Source organism: Dyadobacter chenwenxiniae (assembly GCF_022869785.1).
Classification (GTDB): Bacteria; Bacteroidota; Bacteroidia; order Cytophagales; family Spirosomataceae; genus Dyadobacter; species Dyadobacter chenwenxiniae.
Genome location: NZ_CP094997.1, coordinates 3929762 through 3947407, shown reverse-complemented (window position 1 = coordinate 3947407; position 17646 = coordinate 3929762). Strand labels below are relative to the sequence as shown.

Annotated in this window: 9 protein-coding genes; all 9 read left to right on the top strand. The window is 46.5% G+C overall.

Annotated features, from left to right (window positions below; translation table 11 throughout):
* Positions 1-190 precede the first annotated feature (190 nt).
* The gene (locus MUK70_RS16875; RefSeq protein ID WP_234653924.1) at positions 191-3295 is read left to right on the top strand and encodes a SusC/RagA family TonB-linked outer membrane protein; all 3105 of its coding nucleotides are present in this window, start codon (positions 191-193) and stop codon (positions 3293-3295) included.
* Between the two features lie 8 nt (positions 3296-3303).
* On the top strand, positions 3304-4908 hold the full coding sequence (locus MUK70_RS16870; protein ID WP_234653922.1) for a SusD/RagB family nutrient-binding outer membrane lipoprotein: 1605 nt from the start codon (positions 3304-3306) through the stop codon (positions 4906-4908).
* Positions 4909-5046: 138 nt separating this feature from the next.
* Positions 5047-8361 (top strand): VCBS repeat-containing protein, encoded by a 3315-nt coding sequence (locus MUK70_RS16865; protein WP_234653920.1) that lies wholly within the window; start codon positions 5047-5049, stop codon positions 8359-8361.
* The gene (locus MUK70_RS16860) at positions 8358-9677 is read left to right on the top strand and encodes a vanadium-dependent haloperoxidase (RefSeq protein WP_310590004.1); all 1320 of its coding nucleotides are present in this window, start codon (positions 8358-8360) and stop codon (positions 9675-9677) included. The genes MUK70_RS16865 and MUK70_RS16860 overlap by 4 nt, the downstream gene beginning before the upstream one ends.
* An 81-nt stretch (positions 9678-9758) precedes the next feature.
* The gene (locus tag MUK70_RS16855) at positions 9759-10433 is read left to right on the top strand and encodes an outer membrane beta-barrel protein (protein ID WP_234653918.1); all 675 of its coding nucleotides are present in this window, start codon (positions 9759-9761) and stop codon (positions 10431-10433) included.
* A 164-nt stretch (positions 10434-10597) separates the two neighbouring features.
* On the top strand, positions 10598-11470 hold the full coding sequence (locus MUK70_RS16850; RefSeq protein ID WP_234653916.1) for a ThuA domain-containing protein: 873 nt from the start codon (positions 10598-10600) through the stop codon (positions 11468-11470).
* A 46-nt stretch (positions 11471-11516) separates the two neighbouring features.
* Positions 11517-14690 carry a PVC-type heme-binding CxxCH protein gene (locus MUK70_RS16845; protein WP_234653914.1) on the top strand — a complete coding sequence of 1058 codons (3174 nt, stop codon included), beginning with the start codon at positions 11517-11519 and terminating at the stop codon, positions 14688-14690.
* 285 nt (positions 14691-14975) lie between these two features.
* Positions 14976-15329 (top strand): hypothetical protein, encoded by a 354-nt coding sequence (locus MUK70_RS16840; RefSeq protein WP_244784421.1) that lies wholly within the window; start codon positions 14976-14978, stop codon positions 15327-15329.
* On the top strand, positions 15289-17535 hold the full coding sequence (locus MUK70_RS16835; protein ID WP_244784419.1) for a beta-galactosidase: 2247 nt from the start codon (positions 15289-15291) through the stop codon (positions 17533-17535). Before MUK70_RS16840 ends, MUK70_RS16835 begins: the two co-directional genes overlap by 41 nt.
* The last annotated feature ends 111 nt before the right edge of the window (positions 17536-17646 follow it).

The window sequence follows — 17646 nt, the reverse complement described above, 5'->3', positions numbered from 1 at the left end:
CTTAACAGTTATTAAAATGTAGTATTCCTGTATTAGAAAATGGTTAAAAAAATAAATATGTGTTAATACATTCTTAAAATTATTTAATTAGCACAGAACTTAGGATATTTGTTGACCAAATTATGCACCCGTGTAATCTTTGGCAGATACCAGTTTTAACATAATTTTTTAGTACTAATTTATCCTAACTATGAAAGAAAAGCTATTAAAAAGCTGCTCCAGGGGATTCGTCTCGCTTGCAGTCTTTCTGCTACTTACTTCATTATCGGCTTTTGCGCAAGACAGGACGATAACAGGTAAAGTGTCAGATGAGAAAGACCAGGGACTTCCTGGTGTGGCGGTGACCGTGAAAGGTTCTACGAGAGGAACCAATGCAGATGCCGAAGGAAACTACTCTGTTTCAGGTGTTAAGGACAGCGATGTGCTTGTTTTTAGCTCTATCGGTTTCTTGAAACAAGAATTGAGCGTAGGAAACCGCACGACATTAGATGTAAAAATGGCTCCTGACGTTGCAAATCTTGAAGAAGTTGTTGTTACCGCATTGGGTATCTCCAAAGAATCCAGAAAGCTGGGTTACTCAGTGACAACGATCGGTGGCGAAGTGATGACAAGAGCACGCGAAACCAACGTAGCGAACTCATTGGCAGGACGTGTGGCCGGTTTGAATGTAAAAGGAACCAGCGGCGGTCCTGGTGGAACAGCCAAAATCCTGATGCGGGGTATGCCAAGTATGAATTCGGGAGGCTCACCATTGATCGTGATCAACGGCGTTCCGATGGATAACACACAGCGCGGAAGTGCAGGAGAATGGGGTGGAGCTGACGGTGGAGACGGAATTGGTAACCTTAACCCGGACGATATCGAGTCAATGACTGTTTTGAAAGGTCAGGCTGCCTCTGCCTTGTTTGGTGCACGTGCATCCAATGGTGTTATTTTGGTTAAAACAAAAGCTGGTAAAAAAGGTGACTTTTCCGTGGATTACAATATGAACTACTCCATGGACGAGCCCCGCAATATGACCGATTTTCAGTATGAATTTGGTCAGGGAGATGGTGGCTTGAAACCAACAACTGCTGTGGCTGCACAACAAACTGCCCGCCAGGCGTGGGGTGCAAGACTGGACGGTTCACAAGTGATCCAGTTTGACGGCAAAAACTATGCTTACTCTGCTCAGAAAGACAATATCAAGAATTTCTATCGCATGGGCTCCAACTTCACAAACAGTGTTGCTGTGACCAAAGGTGGCGATAACGGATCGTTCAGGTTATCCGTTGCTAATCTTGATACAAAATCAATCATCGAAAACAGTGGATTGGGCAGAAAAACCATCAACCTTACAGCGGATCAGAACATTACCAAAAAGTTGAGCATTAATGTAATGGCGAATTACATCGATGAGAAAATCAAGGGCAAGCCTATTTTGAGCGATGGCCCTATGAATGCCAACAACGGTATTTTCCTGGCTCCGAACATCGATCAGCGTATTCTTGCGCCGGGTTTCAATCCTGAAACCGGCAAGGAGATCGTTTTCAGCGACGATGAATATGTTACAAATCCATATTTTGTTGTTAATCAATTTGTTAACGACGTAAAAAGGAAACGTTTGATCTCTGCTGTTGCAGTGAAATACCAGTTTGCAGACTGGATCTACGCACAGGGAAGGGTTGGTTATGACAATGCAAATGACCGTATTTTCAAGGTAACCCCTTGGGGAACAGGCTTTTCTCAGAACGGCAAAGGCGCGCTGGATGAACTTTCCAATGCGCAGCGTACAGAAATCAATGTGGATGGTTTGTTGGGTGTTACCAAAAGCTTCGGCGACGATTTCACTTTGGACGCGATCCTTGGTGCAAACCTTCGTAAAAACCAATATGAGAAAGTGCAGATCGGCGGTGGTCCTTTTGTGCTTCCTTATTTGTACAGCTGGAACAACGTCGTGAATTTCAACAGGAACTATGAAGTTCAGAACAGTGAAGTTCAGTCAGCCTATTACAGTGTTGATCTGGGATACAAAGGCATCCTGAATTTGAGCACAACCGGCCGTTATGACTCATACTCCACGCTGCCAAGCAGTGCAAGAAGCATTTTTACACCTTCTGTAACAGGTTCTTTCATCTTCACAGATCTTTTGAACTCATCAACGCTTAGCTTTGGTAAAGTGCGTGCTTCTTACGCCCGTACGAGTGGAGAGCCTTCAACGCCTTACGGAACAGCGATTTATTATGGTGTAGGAAACTCCTTCAATGGCGTTCCGACAGGTAATTTCAGCGACGAGCTTCCAAACTTGTTCCTGAAACCATTTACAAAAAGCGAAGTTGAAGTTGGTTTTGAGTTGAAATTCTTCGGAAGCCGTCTTGGATTAGATGTTTCTTACTACGATCAGAAAACCAAAAACGAAATCATGCCCGCAACATATAGTAGTGCAACGGGTTACGTAAGAGGTGTGGTAGGAACAGGTTCAGTTCAAAACAGAGGTCTGGAAGTAATGCTTACAGGCTCACCGGTGAGAACTTCGAAATTCGACTGGAATGTGTCTTTCAACCTGACATCGGTTAAAAACAAGATCCTGAGCACAGATCAGGACAACCTGGACATTAACCTTGGTTCCAACCGTGCAACATTGGGTAATGCAGTAACAGCGTTCGTGGTAGGAGAGGCCGGTCCTCAGATCCGTGCATATGATTACAAATATCACGCAAACGGACAGATCATTGTAGATGCATCAGGTTTGCCTGTACGTGCCGACAAGATGACCAGCTACGGATCGGTGTTGCCAACATTATATGGTGGGCTTAACAACGACATCAGATTGGGCGATTTCAATTTTGGTGTTTTGGTTGATTACAACTACGGCAACAAAATCCTTTCTGCAACGGAAAACTACACTTACAGAAACGGTCTGAACAAAGCGACATTGGTAGGCCGCGATGGTGGTGTAATAACAGGCGTAACCGAATCAGGCGCTCCTAACACCGTGAGTGCATCTGCAAAAGCGTATTACACGGCTCTGGCGAACAATGTTACGGGCATTAGTGTGGTGGACGGTGATTTTATCAAACTTCGTCAGCTTACATTAGGTTACAACTTGCCATCGAAAATGGTAGAAAAATGGCCTTTGATCCGTGCTGTGAACATTTCTCTGGTTGGACGTAATTTGTTGTACTTCGCAAGAGAAACCAAAAACATCGATCCGGAAGCTACGTTCGGCGCGAACCTGAGATACGCGGGTATTGAAGGAACCAGTTTACCTGCAACGCGCAATTATGGTGTGAATGTAAACTTCAAGTTTAAATGAAAAACAACATGAAAAAGAGTCTTATAAATATGATCATTCTGGCAGGGCTGCTTCCTTTGTCCTGTACAGATAGCTTTGATGAACTGAACACCGACCCGACAAAAGCAACAGACGAAACTTTTGATGCCAACTTGCTGCTGCCATCGGTTCAGTACAATTATGTAGATGCAACGGCAGGTTACAATGGTGGGATCCTGTTCCAGAGCATGTGGGTGCAGGTTCTGGCATCCACTACTTCCGGCGCAGCCAACTATTATTCCAATGGTGACAAATACGGAATTTCGAGCAACACGAATTCGTACCTGGCGAGCACCTGGAACAAAGGTTTCCGCGCAGCCAGCCTTGCTTACGAGATGGAGCAGCTTTCGAAAGACAAGCCAGCACTTGTGAACCTGATGAACATTGCCATCATTATGCAGGTGCAGAGCATTGCAACAATCTCGGATACTTACGGAGATGTGCCTTATACAGAGGCGCTGCAAGCGAAAACCGGCATTACATTGCCAGCATATGATACGCAGGAAGCTGTTTACAAATCATTGCTGACAAGACTGGAAACGGCCATAGGCGCTTTAAATGCAGATGCTGTTATTCCAACCAATGATTCGTTTGAAGGTTATGACGGAAGCATCGTGAAATGGAAGAAATATGGTTATTCACTGATGTTGAAACTAGCAATGCGCTTGACAAAAGCGGATCCTGCGACTGCCAAAACTTATGCAGAAAAAGCAGCAGCGGGCGGCACGTTCGCAAGCGTTGCTGATGATGCATACATCATCATGGACGAAGCAAATGCTTACAACAATGGCAACGGAGCAGCCTTGTCTACACCAGCTGATATTTATCAGGTAAGATGGAGCAAGACAATGATCGATTATCTGAAAGCAACAAATGATCCGCGTTTAGGTAGAATCGCAGAGGTTCCTGCGGCTGGGCTAACGGCTAATCAGTCACTTACTTCTGCTGGTAACAGCGCACCGGAAGTTCAGTTAGGCCTTCCAAACGGTTACGACCTGAACGGCGGCGCAACGGACATTTCCAGGAGTGCAGGTTATCCGGGCGGCACAGGAACAGGTGCGAATGTGACACCTATCGGCCGTTATTCACGCCCGACCGCAATTTATCGGTCAAGAAGCGCACCGCTTTTCGTGCTTACTTATGCTGAAACAGAATTGCTGCTTGCGGAAGCGGTAACAAGAGGTTATGCAGTAGGCGGAACGGCAGCGGCGCATTATAAAAATGGCGTTTCTGCTGGTATTCAGTCACTGGGCAAGTATGGCGCAGCTGCTGCGATCACGCCTGCGGTGGCGGACGCTTACGCAACGGCACACCCGCTCGTTGCTGCTAATGCTTTGAAGCAGATCAATGAACAAATCTGGGCTACAACAGGGATATTGTTCAACTTTACAGAATCCTGGAACAACTGGAAACGTTCTGGTTTCCCTGAGTTGAAAGCTGTAAACTACGTAGGTAACTTCTCGGGAGGGGCAATTCCAAGAAGACAGCCTTACCCAACAACCGAAGCTGCTCAGAACGGAGCCAATTATGGCGAAGCGGTAGGCCGACTTTCCGGCGGAGACAACTGGGTTTCGCGCATATGGTGGGATAAATAAATAAAATTAAAGCGGTAAGAAATGTAAATTTTCTTACCGCTTTAAAACAAATTGAATGCACTAAGTTTTAACTTCAACCTTTCGTTGAAGTTTTTTATTTTACAAGAAATCTTCCTCTTTATCAGGCACAACAGCTTAATGCTCACAAAAAAGCGCCATCGTTACCTTGTTTTTGTATTGCTCCTGACGCTGCATCTGGCCGCAGTCAGGGCACAGCAGCCATTGTTCCAACTTCTTCCAGCAAAGCAAACGGGCATCGCTTTTTCCAACATAATCATCGAGGATGAAAAGCAGAATGTGATGTCGTACGAATACTTTTACAATGGCGGCGGCGTGGCGGTGGGCGACATTAACAATGATGGTTTCGAAGATCTTTTCTTCACTTCCAACATGGGCTCTAACAAGCTCTATCTCAATCTGGGAGCCACAAAAGGGCAGGCTTTAAAATTCAAAGACATTACCAATGCAGCCGGAAAAGGCCTGGAAGGGCGCAAGGGCGGCTGGAAAACGGGCGTGACCATGGCCGATGTGAACGGCGACGGCCTGCTGGACATTTACATTTGCTACTCAGGTAAAGTAGCCGATGAAATGCGTAAAAACCAGCTTTTTATCAATCAGGGAAACCTCAAATTTGTAGAACAGGCAGCTCAATATGGCCTAGATAATGTCAGTTACAGCACACAAGCAGCATTTTTTGACTACGACAACGACGGCGACCTGGATATGATGCTTTTGAACCATAGCGTCAAGAAAATTGACAATATGGAGCTCGCGAAGTTCAAGCAGGAAACGGATATGCTCGCAGGCAATAAATTATTTGAAAACAAAAAGAATCATTTCGAAGAAGTAACCCAAAAAGCGGGCATTCACCAGTATCCGCTCACATTCGGATTGGGCATGGCCATTGCGGACGTGAACCAGGACGGCTGGCAGGACATTTACGTGACCAACGATTATAACGAGTCGGATTATTTATATATCAATAATAAAAATGGAACATTTACGGATGTTACCCAGCAGTATTTCAGGCATTTAGCCCAGTTTTCGATGGGCGTTGACATTGCGGATTTCAATAATGACGGCCTGCCGGACGTCATGTCGCTGGATATGCTTCCCGAAGATAACCAGCGTCAGAAATTATTGCAGTTACAGGAAAATTATGAAGCATTTGAGCTCATGATGAACCAGAAACTGCACAAGCAATACATGCGTAACATGTTGCAGCTCAACAACGGCGACGGCACATTCAGCGAAATTGCCCAGTTTTCCGGCGTCTCCAACACGGACTGGAGCTGGACCCCGCTGCTCGCTGATTTCGACAATGATGGTTTTAAAGATCTTTTCGTTTCCAATGGTTATTTAAGGGATTATACCAATAAGGATTTCCTCAAATATTGGGGCGATTACAAGATCAGAAGGGCCGTGGATAAAGAGCCTTTTCAGCTGATGGACCTCATTAAGGCGATGCCTTCCACCAAGCTGGCCAGCTACATTTTCCGAAATAACAAAGATCTTACATTTACCAAAATGCAGGAACCGTGGGGAATGGCGCACCCTGCTGTTTCTAGCGGAGCCATTTACGCCGATCTGGACAATGACGGCGACCTGGACCTGGTGGTAAACAACATTAATGATCCCGCTTTCGTGTATCAGAACATGAGCAAGGAACAGGCCGGGAATGCGTGGTTTCAGATGAAGCTCAAAGATAATGCGGCTAATAAAAATGCAGTCGGGGCGAAGGTTTATGTTTTTGCAAAAGGCACGCAACAATATCAGGAAGTAAATCCCAACCGCGGTTACTTGTCGTGCACACCTACGCGGCTGCATTTCGGATTGGAAAAAGCGATTTCCATTGATTCCGTAAAAGTGATTTGGCCGGATGGCGCCATCGAGGTTTTGGAAAATGTTAAGGCCAATCAATTATTGGTGCTGGAAAAATCAGGAAAAGCGAGTGCTAAGCCGCTAATGACAAAACACGCCGCGCCTATTTTTCAGAAACAGAACAGCAGCATTGCCTACCAGCACGAAGGTTTTAATGAAAATGATTTCAAACGTCAGCCCTTAATGTTGTCCATGTATTCACAAACCGGCCCGATCGTGGCGAAAGGTGATGTGAATAAGGATGGTTTGGAAGATGTTTTTGTAAGCGGCGACCAGAATAAGCAGGCAAAAATCTGGTTACAGCAAAAGGATGGAACATTCAAGGAAATGCCCGATTTCGCAGTGGGTGACGAGAATATTTCCGCAGCCACTTCTGCCATCTTTTTCGATGCCAATGGCGATGGTTTTGATGATCTGTATGTGGCCAAGGGCGGTTATTCCATGTTTGAGCCAAATACAATTTCACTGCAAGATGAAATGTATCTCAATGACGGAAAAGGGAAGCTTAACCTTTCTGTTTTGTCTCTCCCCAACCTGAAATCCAGCAGCAAATCCTGTGTTCGCGCATTTGATTTTGATAAAGATGGCGATCAGGACTTGTTCGTCGGTGGCCGCATAATCCCCGGCCGTTATCCCGAAACGCCCGTTTCCTATTTATTGATCAATGATGGAAAAGGAAATTATAAGGTGAAAGACTCGCCATTCTTCAAAATTGGCATGGTAACCGACGCACAATGGGCGGATCTGGACGCGGACGGCAATGTTGAGCTGATCATGTGCGGTGAAATGATGCCCGTGAAAGTGTTTTCCTTTAGTAACAATGATTTCACAGACAACACATTAAAGTTTTTCAAAAAAGAAGAATCTGGTTTCTGGTCATCTTTACACATCAGCGATCTGGATCAGGATGGCAAGCTGGACATCGTGGCGGGGAATATAGGCCTGAACACGCAGATTAAAGCATCCGAGAAAGAGCCAGCAGAACTATATTATGCAGATTTCGACAAAAACGGCTCCATTGATCCGTTTTTCAGCTTTTACGTGCAGGGGAAATCCTACCCATTTGTAAGCCGCGACGAGCTGAATGATCAGATCTATCCCATGCGCAAGAAATTCCCGTACTATAAGGATTACGCAAATGCGTCGATCACTAACATGTTTTCACCGGAAGACCTGACCAATGCGACAAAGCTGGAAGTGACTGAAATGCGCTCCGTATGCTTTTTAAATAAAAACGGAACATTTGAAAAACAGCCCTTGCCTGTACAGGCACAGTTTGCACCCGTAACCATGATTGCATCCGGCGACTATAATAAGGATGGGAAAGCAGATTTGCTTTTATTGGGAAACAAAACAGATAACAGGCTGAAAATCGGCAGTATGGACGCCAATTACGGCTGTGTGCTGGCAGGTGACGGCAAAGGTGGTTTTACTTACATTAGCCAGCCGCTTTCGGGATTATCGGTCGTTGGCGACGTAAAATCCTGCATTCAGATTGACATTCACAATGAACCTTGTCTGGTTATAGGCGCATTTAACCAGTCATTACAATTTTATAAAAGAACAAAGTGATCCGTATATTTTTAATTCTGATGTTGCTGGTGAGCGAGGTCGCGGTGGGACAAAAAACGAAGACAGAGCTGCGGACCCATTTGCAGCCAGCCGTTTTCTCAATCACCATGGTCATGATCCACGACGTGGTGAACCCGCCGGCGGCAAGCCGTTTTTACACACATTGCCTCATGGGCGCCTACGAAATCGTGGCACAGCATAACAAGCAAATCGTTTCTCCAACCAAGTTCATACCAAGCATTCCGCCCCTTGCGATTACCGGCGCGCCGGGCTATAATTACCAAATTGCGGCGCTGTATTGCATTTTGGAAACGGGGCGCCTCATCCTTCCATCGGGTTATATGCTGGAAGAGGACCAGAAAAAGCTGATCATTGCATTGTTACGGGAAGGGCATTCGCAAAAAAGCATTGACGACGCAATGGCTGTCGCCCAGGAAGTTGCGAAGAAAATTGTGACCAATGCCAACACCGATGGTTACCTGAAATTGAGCACCAGACTGCGTTACCGCCCCAAAAAAGGCGACGGTTACTGGTATCCGACGCCCCCCGGGTATATGGAGGGCATCGAGCCGCACTGGAAAACGATCCGGCCGATTATGATCGATTCCTGCAATCAGTTTTTGCCCAAACCACCAGTGGAATTCAGCAAAGACAGCACCAGCGAATTTTATAGGCTTTCAAAAGAAGTCTACCATGTTGGCAGGAATTTGACAGAAAAAGAGCGGTTTATCGCTTCTTACTGGGATTGTAACCCGTTCGCAATCAATACATCCGGGCATATGTCCATCGGCTTTAAAAAAATAAGTCCGGGTGGACATTGGATGAACATTACGAGCATTGCCACCACAAAAGCAGGGCTGGACTTGGATAAGGGCATTATGATACACGCCCTGGCCGCCGCAACGCTGATGGACTCTTTCATCAGTTGCTGGGACGAAAAATACCGCAGCAGCCGCGTCAGGCCCGAGACAGTCATCACGCGTTACATCGATCAAAAATGGCAACCGCTGTTGCAAACACCACCTTTTCCCGAATACACCAGCGGACATAGCGTCATTTCCACAGCGGTTTCCGAAACATTAACCTATCTTTTGGGTGATAATTTTGCTTTCCGCGATGATACGGAAGTGATTTTTGATTTGCCGACGCGCGATTTCAAATCGTTCAGGCAGGCGGCGGAGGAAGCTGCGATTTCCAGGTTGTACGGCGGCATACATTATCGAGATGCTATCGAAAACGGCCAGAGTCAGGGAAAGGCGATCGGTAATTTTATTGTTGAGAAATTGAAAACAAACGGCATAAAACCAGCCATTTAACAAATACGGAAGCATTGACCGCCAATTTTTGCTGCTAAATCAGTAGTTTTGGGGAACCCGGCACTCAGGTTTACTCGCGTAATGAAGAACATAACGATCATTTTGCTGCTGCTCACTTGCCTCACAAGCATGCGCTTGCACGCACAGGAAACCGCTAAAACGGAGTTGTCTGCCGCCGATTCCAGGTGGAAGTTTGGCGTCAATGGAGGTTATGGAAAGCGGGTTTTCAGGTCGGGGCGAAAAATCAGCGCGGAGAGGGATCGTTATATTAAAGATCTCAAATCGGGCATTTCCTATGGAGGCGATGTCGCTTACTTTCCCTGGAAAAAGGTTGGTTTTGGGATGAAGTATGATCGCTATCAGAGCAAAGCCAGTCAGGGAAATGAGCTGACGGAAGATGTCACAATTCAGTTTTTGGGAGGACAAATCATTCACAGGGCGATCTCAAAAAATCCCAGGAACGCCATTTTAACTTCACTTTTACTGGGATATCAGCCTTACCGCAACCATACGCGGGCAGACGATAATCAATTCACATTCAATGGCAAAACAATGGGCTGGGGCGTCAGCGTGGGTTTTGAACATCGTTTTAGCCAGAAATTCGCGCTTAACCTCACCGGTGCCGCCATGATGGGCGCCGTTTACCGCATGCAACGGAAAACGGAATTCAACACCGAAACGCTTCATCTATCCAAGGACGACAGCGTGGACCTCTCGCGATTCTCCTTTTCTGTTGGGTTTAGCTTTATTAAATAGCCCTTTTTGAGCGTATGCTCTACTTTTTACTGCCCATGTTGCAAAGTTCTATAAAAAAGTAAGGGAAAAATGGGACGAAACAGTCTTCAATAGGAAGGCAGTAGTTTCCCGGAATATTTGCGTTATATTACTACAGTCCAGATTCAGTCCTAAATCTCTTCACCATGCATGTAAGTAAGCGTTGTTTTTCCATCGCATTGTTATTTGGCGTTTTCCTGCTTGTGAACGCAAGTTTTGCCCAATCCAGTAAAAAAGACAAGAAACCGCTCGTCGTGTTTGTAACGGGTGACCACGAGTATAGCGGAGAGGAAACACTGCCGCTCATCGCCGCCGAGCTGGAAAAAAATTATGGCATGAGAACCATTGTCCTGAAAGCCTATCCCGGCCCTAACAGCGAAAACGACATTCCCGGTCTCGAAGCGTTGAAGGACGCGGACCTTGCCGTTTTCTATCTTCGCTGGCGACAACTTCCTAAGGAACAGCTCGCGCATATTGATGCTTATCTCAAAACCAAAAAGCCGTTAATGGGCTTCCGCACAACCACTCACGCATTCAATTATCCCAAAGGAAGTGAAAATGAAAAATGGAATGCATTCGGTGAATTTGCGCTGAATTCGCCTCCGGGCTGGGGCGGCGCAGCGAAGCATACGCATTACGGGCATACAAGCAGCACAGACGTTACTGCGATTCCGAACCAAGCCAAAAACCCGATCCTGACAGGTGTTACCACGCCATTTCATGCCAGATCGTGGCTTTACAGAGTCCTTCCGGATTATCCAACCAAAGGTTCTACATTATTATTAATGGGCAAAGCGGTCGATCCGGAGCATGAAGCGATCGAAAATCCGGTTGCCTGGACAGGGACGAATTCGTTTGGTGCTAAAATCTTCATGACCACTTTAGGCCATCCGGACGATTTTAAAATCGAATCATTTCAGAGGTTGGTTGTCAACGCTATACATTGGGAGTTGGGTTTAAAAATCCCAAAATGGAAGGGCAAAATGGACATTAATGTTCAGTATCGAGAAGCGAAATAATTGAAAAAATATATCCTGAATCCCCACTTAAAGTTTAACAACCGAAATGTCTAAACCCAGAAAAACCAGTATACACATATCGCTTGTAGTATTCGGACTGATCATTATCGCCTTCAGTGCTTTTAAATTCAATCAATCTGCATCCATCCCCATCAAGAAAGGCTCCCGCATTGTTTTGCTGGGAAACAATCTGGGTTCCAGAATGATGAACTACGACAATTTTGAGACGGAATTGCAGGTTCGCTATCCCGAGGACATGCTCTATATCCGTAATATGTGCGACGGGGGCGACACGCCGGGTTTCCGGCCGCACGCAAGCCGCAATTCACCCTGGGCGTTTCCGGGAGCAGAAAAATTCCAGACTGAGCTGGCCAACCCATCGCAAAGTGAAGGGCATTTCGACACGCCGGACCAGTGGCTAACGCGTTTGAAAACAGACGTTATCATTGCTTTTTTTGGTTACAATGAGTCATTTCAAGGAAAAGAGGGTCTTGAAAACTACAAAGCGGAACTCGATGCATTTATCAAACATACATTGAGCCAGAAATATAATGGTGCCACTGCGCCGCAACTGGCCATTGTTTCGCCGATTGCGTTCGAGGACCTTTCGGCCAAATTCGACCTTCCTAATGGCAAAAAGGAAAACGAAAACCTTGCGCTTTACACAAAGGGAATGAGAGAGATTGCGGAGAAAAACAATGTGCTTTTTGTTGACGCATTCACGCCTTCAAAACAATGGTATGCCGAAAGCAAAGACGATCTGACCATTGATGGGTCACAGTTCAATGAGGCTGGCTACAAAAAACTGGGTTTGTTGCTTGCTGATCAGGTTTTTGGCAAAGCATCGCCAAAAGCGGAAGCGAACCGGAAGTTGGTTAAGGATGCGGTGGATGAGAAAAACTGGATGTGGCACAACGATTATAAAATTCCAAACGGTGTGCACGTTTATGGCCGTCGTTATAATCCTTTCGGACCGGATAATTATCCTGCCGAGATCGAAAAAATCAGGGAGATGACCGACATTCGGGACAAGGCGATCTGGCTGGCTGCATCGAAAGGCCAGAAAACGGACCTTGCCGCTGCCGACAAAAACACCAAACCACTGCCTCCCGTTAAAACCAACTTCAATCCTGAAAAGAACGGAAGTCTCGAATATTTGTATGGGAAAGACGCGCTAGCCAAGCTGAAAGTGCCGGAAGGCTATAAAATTGAGCTTTTTGCATCCGAAGAGGAATTTCTTGATCTGGCAAAACCAATGCAAATGTCCTTCGACAACAAAGGCCGCCTTTGGATCGCGACGATGCCAAGTTATCCGCACTACAAGCCCGGGGACAGCAAGCCAAATGATAAGATTATTATCCTGGAAGATACCAATGGTGACGGAAAAGCAGATAAGCAAACTGTTTTTGCAGACGGACTGCATTTGCCGCTTGGCTTTGAAATTGCCCCAGAAGGCGTTTATGTTTCGCAAGGAACAAACCTGAAATTTTTCGCAGACACCAACGGCGATGATAAAGCAGATAAAAGTGAGATCCTGCTGAGCGGTTTCGACGATCATGACACGCACCACAACAGCCACGCATTTACGGTGGACCCATCGGGTGCGATTTATTCGGGTGAAGGGGTGTTTTTGCATACCAATGTGGAGACTTCTTATGGCCCGGTTCGCGCTACGAATGGTGGTTTTTACAGATACGCACCGCAACTTAAAAAGTTGGAGCGCACTGCACAGCTTTCTATCCCTAATCCTTGGGGAATTGCATTTGACGACTGGGGACAGCCATTTTTTGCCGAAACTTCCAGTCCCGATGTGCGCTGGATGATGCCGGGCTCCATCTTGCCACGCTATGGAGAAGCCAGCCATAAATCGGTCCAGCTCATCGAAGAAAAGCATCGGGTAAGGCCGACTTCGGGACTCGAATTCGTTTCGAGCCGCCATTTTCCGGATGAATTGCAGGGTGATTTTTTAATCAATAATACCATTGGTTTCCTCGGAACCAAGGAACACACATTGAAAGATGACGGCACCGGCTACAAAAGCACGCACCGTACGGACCTCATCGTGAGCGAAGACCGTAACTTCCGTCCGGTAGACATGGAGTTTGCGCCGGATGGCTCGCTTTACCTGATCGACTGGCATAACATCCTTATCGGGCACATGCAGCACAACGCCCGTGATCCCTTGCGAGATCATTCGCACGGCCGCGTTTACCGCGTAACATATCCTTCGAGACCCTTGGTTAAACCGGCCAAGGTTGCGGATGCCAGCATTGATGAACTGCTTGAAAACCTGAAATTACCGGAATATCGCACGCGTTATCGTACGAGGCGTGAATTACGCGGACGTGATGCATCACAGGTTTTGCCTAAAATAACTGCTTGGACTGCTGCATTGGATAAGAAAGATCCGCGGTACGAACATCATTTGCTGGAAGCTTTGTGGGTGAGCTGGGGGCTGGATAAGGTAGATCAAAAGCTGTTGAAGCAGGTTTTGAAAGCAAAAGATTATCATGCACGCGCCGCAGCGGTACAAGTCGTGCGTTATACAGGCCACCAGGTGCCGGACCAGGCTGAGTTGCTGATGCAGGCTGCGCGCGATGAAAATAGCCGTGTAAGGCTTGTTGCTATCGTCGCAGCTTCGTGGATTGAAAAGGAAAAAGGCCTTGCGGTACTCGCCGAGGCGAAAAAATTGCCTTTGGACGATTGGACGATTCACGCTTACGAAGGAGCCCTGGCGCATCTTAACGGGCAAAATATGAAGAAGGAAAAGCAGGAAGTGACGCAATCGGAGCTGAAAGGTAAAGCACTTGAACTTTATACTTTGGGGAAAACCATTTATGCCAAAGAAGGTTATTGTGCAACGTGCCATCAGCCCGATGGAAAGGGACTTACAGCCTCCGGCTTTCCTCCGCTTACCGGCACAAAATGGGTGCTGGGCAATGATGAAAGGCTAATTAAGCTGGCTTTGAAAGGTTTATTAGGGCCCATCGAGGTTAATGGCCAGAAATATCCGGGGCAAGTGCCGATGACGCCGTTTGCCGGATTGCTTAACGATGAGGAAATGGCGGCAGTTTTAACGTATGTCCGTAATTCGTTTGGGAATAAGGGTGCGGCGATTATGCCGGACAAAGTCAAACAGGTCCGGGCGGCTACTGAGAGCAAGAAGGACTTCTATTCGCCGGAACAATTGCTGAAAGAACACCCGCTGGAAAAGATGTAAAACCAGTCTGGATACAATGCCAAAAGGATATTTTCTGACCCAGAAAATATCCTTTTTTTTATGTCCGAATCCTTAGCCGGACCCGCTGCGTAAAAAAATACATTATTGCGCTCACAGTCTTTTATTCGCCGATTAGTCAATCAAACCGCCCTATTATTCATTTAAATGTTGATATAGTATTATTTTTTCCGAAAAATGCGAAAAAATAAAAAAGATATAGCCGTATAGTAGAATTATTTATATTTACGGATCGAATAATTTGTAACTGGTAGGTGATTGTAAAATATGAAAAAACGTATATTCGTAAATTGGCAGATTAGCTCACTATTCTTTTCTTTTTCCCTATTCCTTATCCCACTCGTTTCGTCGGCACAGCAACCTCGCTATTTCGCAGTTTCCTTGGTTAATGAAAACGACAGCCCATCCTTGACAACAATACAGGCAGCCAAGGACGTTGGCTGCAATGCGGTGGCCCTTACGATACAATGGGGAACCATTGAAGGCAAGATTTCCCGGATCCTGAAATCGGAGAACGGACAAAACTATAACGTCTGGAAACAGTATGATGACCAGATCAACCTGGCGACCTCGCTTGGGGATGAAAGTCGCAATCAATATTGCTGTCAGCACAGGGGATGACGTCACCAACGGGATTTCTGACCGTTACGGGGTTGACACCGGTGATGGCTGGAAAAAGGAAGACCGCGTAATGGTGGCCAACTACGATGGTCAGGAAGCTGTTTTTCAAAAACAAGGCGGCCCTATCCGGCCCAACATCAACCTCCAGTTTGTAATGACCTCGCTGGCTGCGCAATCTACGCGTGACCGGATCACGGCATTTACACAAAAGGTGATTCAGCGCTATAAGTATGTGCAGGATCAAAATAACCTGCTGTACGTGAGCTTGATATATTCTCGCCAGGGCGAGGGTGAATTCGAAATGGGCTCTACAAAATACCATTATGAGCAGCCGTTGGACATGGGCGCCGCATTAACTGACTACTCGCAGCCCATGACCAATGCTTACAGAAACTGGCTCAAAGGCAAGTATGGACATATTGAATATCTGAACTCAGCATGGGGCACCAATCACGCATCGTTTAACAGTGTAGGCCCTAAAAGACCTTCAAACACTACATTTACCGGCCCGGACGGAACGGATTGGTTTGCATTCCGGACGCTGGTCTTGAAGGAAGCCAATAACCTTTTCAAAAACACGGTTAAAGGCATTGATCCCAATATCAAAGTGCTGGCACACCACGGGTCCGTTTACGATAAGCTTTCCCGGTCACGCGGTACGCTCGCATTCAATGAAATCGGTGCGGACCTGGATGGGGTAAAAATCAATGATGACATATTTTATGATCACCGTTTTGCCATTGACCTGTTGCGGTCCAATCTGCCCGGCAAAATCTATGTAAATGAAGCTGCTTACGTTACAGGCACACAGTCGATCGTCAACCTGACAACAGAAAGCTATACGCACGGAGCCCAGATCGTGACCCTGTTTTATTTCGAAAATTTGCTGAAAAACCCGGAAGCGGTGAATACGCTGAAATCGCTGACCTCGCAGTGGGTGAAAGACAAAACCGTTACCACGCCGACCGCGACCAGTTCCGATAACTTTACACTTTCCAGCATGATCGATAACGACGGTTGCTACACCCAGCGCGACAGCTACGCGAACGACTGCGAAGCTTACAAGAAATGGAGAAGCACATTTGATAACGGAGGAGGCAAGCCTGTCAGCTTTGTAATGCAGAACAATGTGGTTCAGCCGGGCTGTTCGTACAAAGATTTGTCACTGGCTTCAAATGGCCAGCAATCAGCCTCCATCATTCCAGACGGTAAATACTTTCATTTAACCGGTTCCGGTTGTAAGCTGATCGGAACGGTGAAGGGTAATGGGTTAACCAATGGAAATGATAAATTTACGGCCACCGTGACCGTGGACCCGCAGGTGACCGTTCACGGCGACCAGCCGCTTGTACAGCGTCACTTCAAGCTGGTTCCGGGTGGTACGAATCCGGGCAACGCTAATGTTACCTTATATGTGAGCCAGGACGAGCTTAACGCATTCAATGCAGTAAGTTCGGAGTCATTGCCCAAAAACAGCTCAGATAATGCCAGCAAGGCTAATCTTCGCATTCTGCAGTGGCGCGGCGATATGACCGCCGGGAACCCGGACGTGACCATTGACCCGAACGACAATGACATTCAATGGGATGCAACCTTGAATTTATGGAGGATCCGGTTTGATGTGAATGGATTTTCAACATTCTATATTTCTGCGCACAATGCGGGGCAGCTGCCGGTAACATTGGTAAATTTCAGCGGCAAGAAACAGGAAAATGCGGTGTCGCTCGACTGGCAGACCTCCGAAGAAACGAACAGCGACCATTTTGAAATACAACATGGCGTTGACGGAAAACAGTGGACAAAAATAGGAGAGGTGGCCGCTTTCTCGGAAGGTAAGGTTTTAAAAACCTACAACTTTATCCACCCACATCCATTATCCGGTGAAAACCTCTACCGCCTGAAAATGGTGGATCAGGATAACACATTTGCTTATTCAAAAATCATTTCCGCCGGATTTGAAACATTGGATAGGGTTACATTGTATCCAAATCCGGTAACCGCAGGCATTATCTCATTGCAATACACCGGCACAGCACCAAAAATCACGCTTAACGACATTACAGGAAGGAATGTACCCGTAATGACTGAACAGGACGGGCCGGACAAGCTGACAGTAAGAGCAAAAGCAAAACTTACGCCCGGTTTATACGTTCTTAATGTCGGCTACGGCGCTACGCAGGTCAGGCACAAAGTTGTTGTGAATTAAAGAAAGAGACAGATTATTTATCAAAAGGAGCGGAGATCAACTTCGCTCCTTTTTTGTGTAGCAGCTTATAGCAAACCAGATTTGCCGATGCGTAAAAAAGCAGGCTAAATT

Coding starts and splice junctions, on each gene's coding strand:
- MUK70_RS16850 (WP_234653916.1), top strand. CDS start 10,598: ATGCATGTAAGTAAGCGTTGTTTTTCCATCGCATTGTTATTTGGCGTT.
- MUK70_RS16870 (WP_234653922.1), top strand. CDS start 3,304: ATGAAAAAGAGTCTTATAAATATGATCATTCTGGCAGGGCTGCTTCCT.
- MUK70_RS16835 (WP_244784419.1), top strand. CDS start 15,289: ATGAAAGTCGCAATCAATATTGCTGTCAGCACAGGGGATGACGTCACC.
- MUK70_RS16855 (WP_234653918.1), top strand. CDS start 9,759: ATGAAGAACATAACGATCATTTTGCTGCTGCTCACTTGCCTCACAAGC.
- MUK70_RS16845 (WP_234653914.1), top strand. CDS start 11,517: ATGTCTAAACCCAGAAAAACCAGTATACACATATCGCTTGTAGTATTC.
- MUK70_RS16840 (WP_244784421.1), top strand. CDS start 14,976: ATGAAAAAACGTATATTCGTAAATTGGCAGATTAGCTCACTATTCTTT.
- MUK70_RS16865 (WP_234653920.1), top strand. CDS start 5,047: ATGCTCACAAAAAAGCGCCATCGTTACCTTGTTTTTGTATTGCTCCTG.
- MUK70_RS16875 (WP_234653924.1), top strand. CDS start 191: ATGAAAGAAAAGCTATTAAAAAGCTGCTCCAGGGGATTCGTCTCGCTT.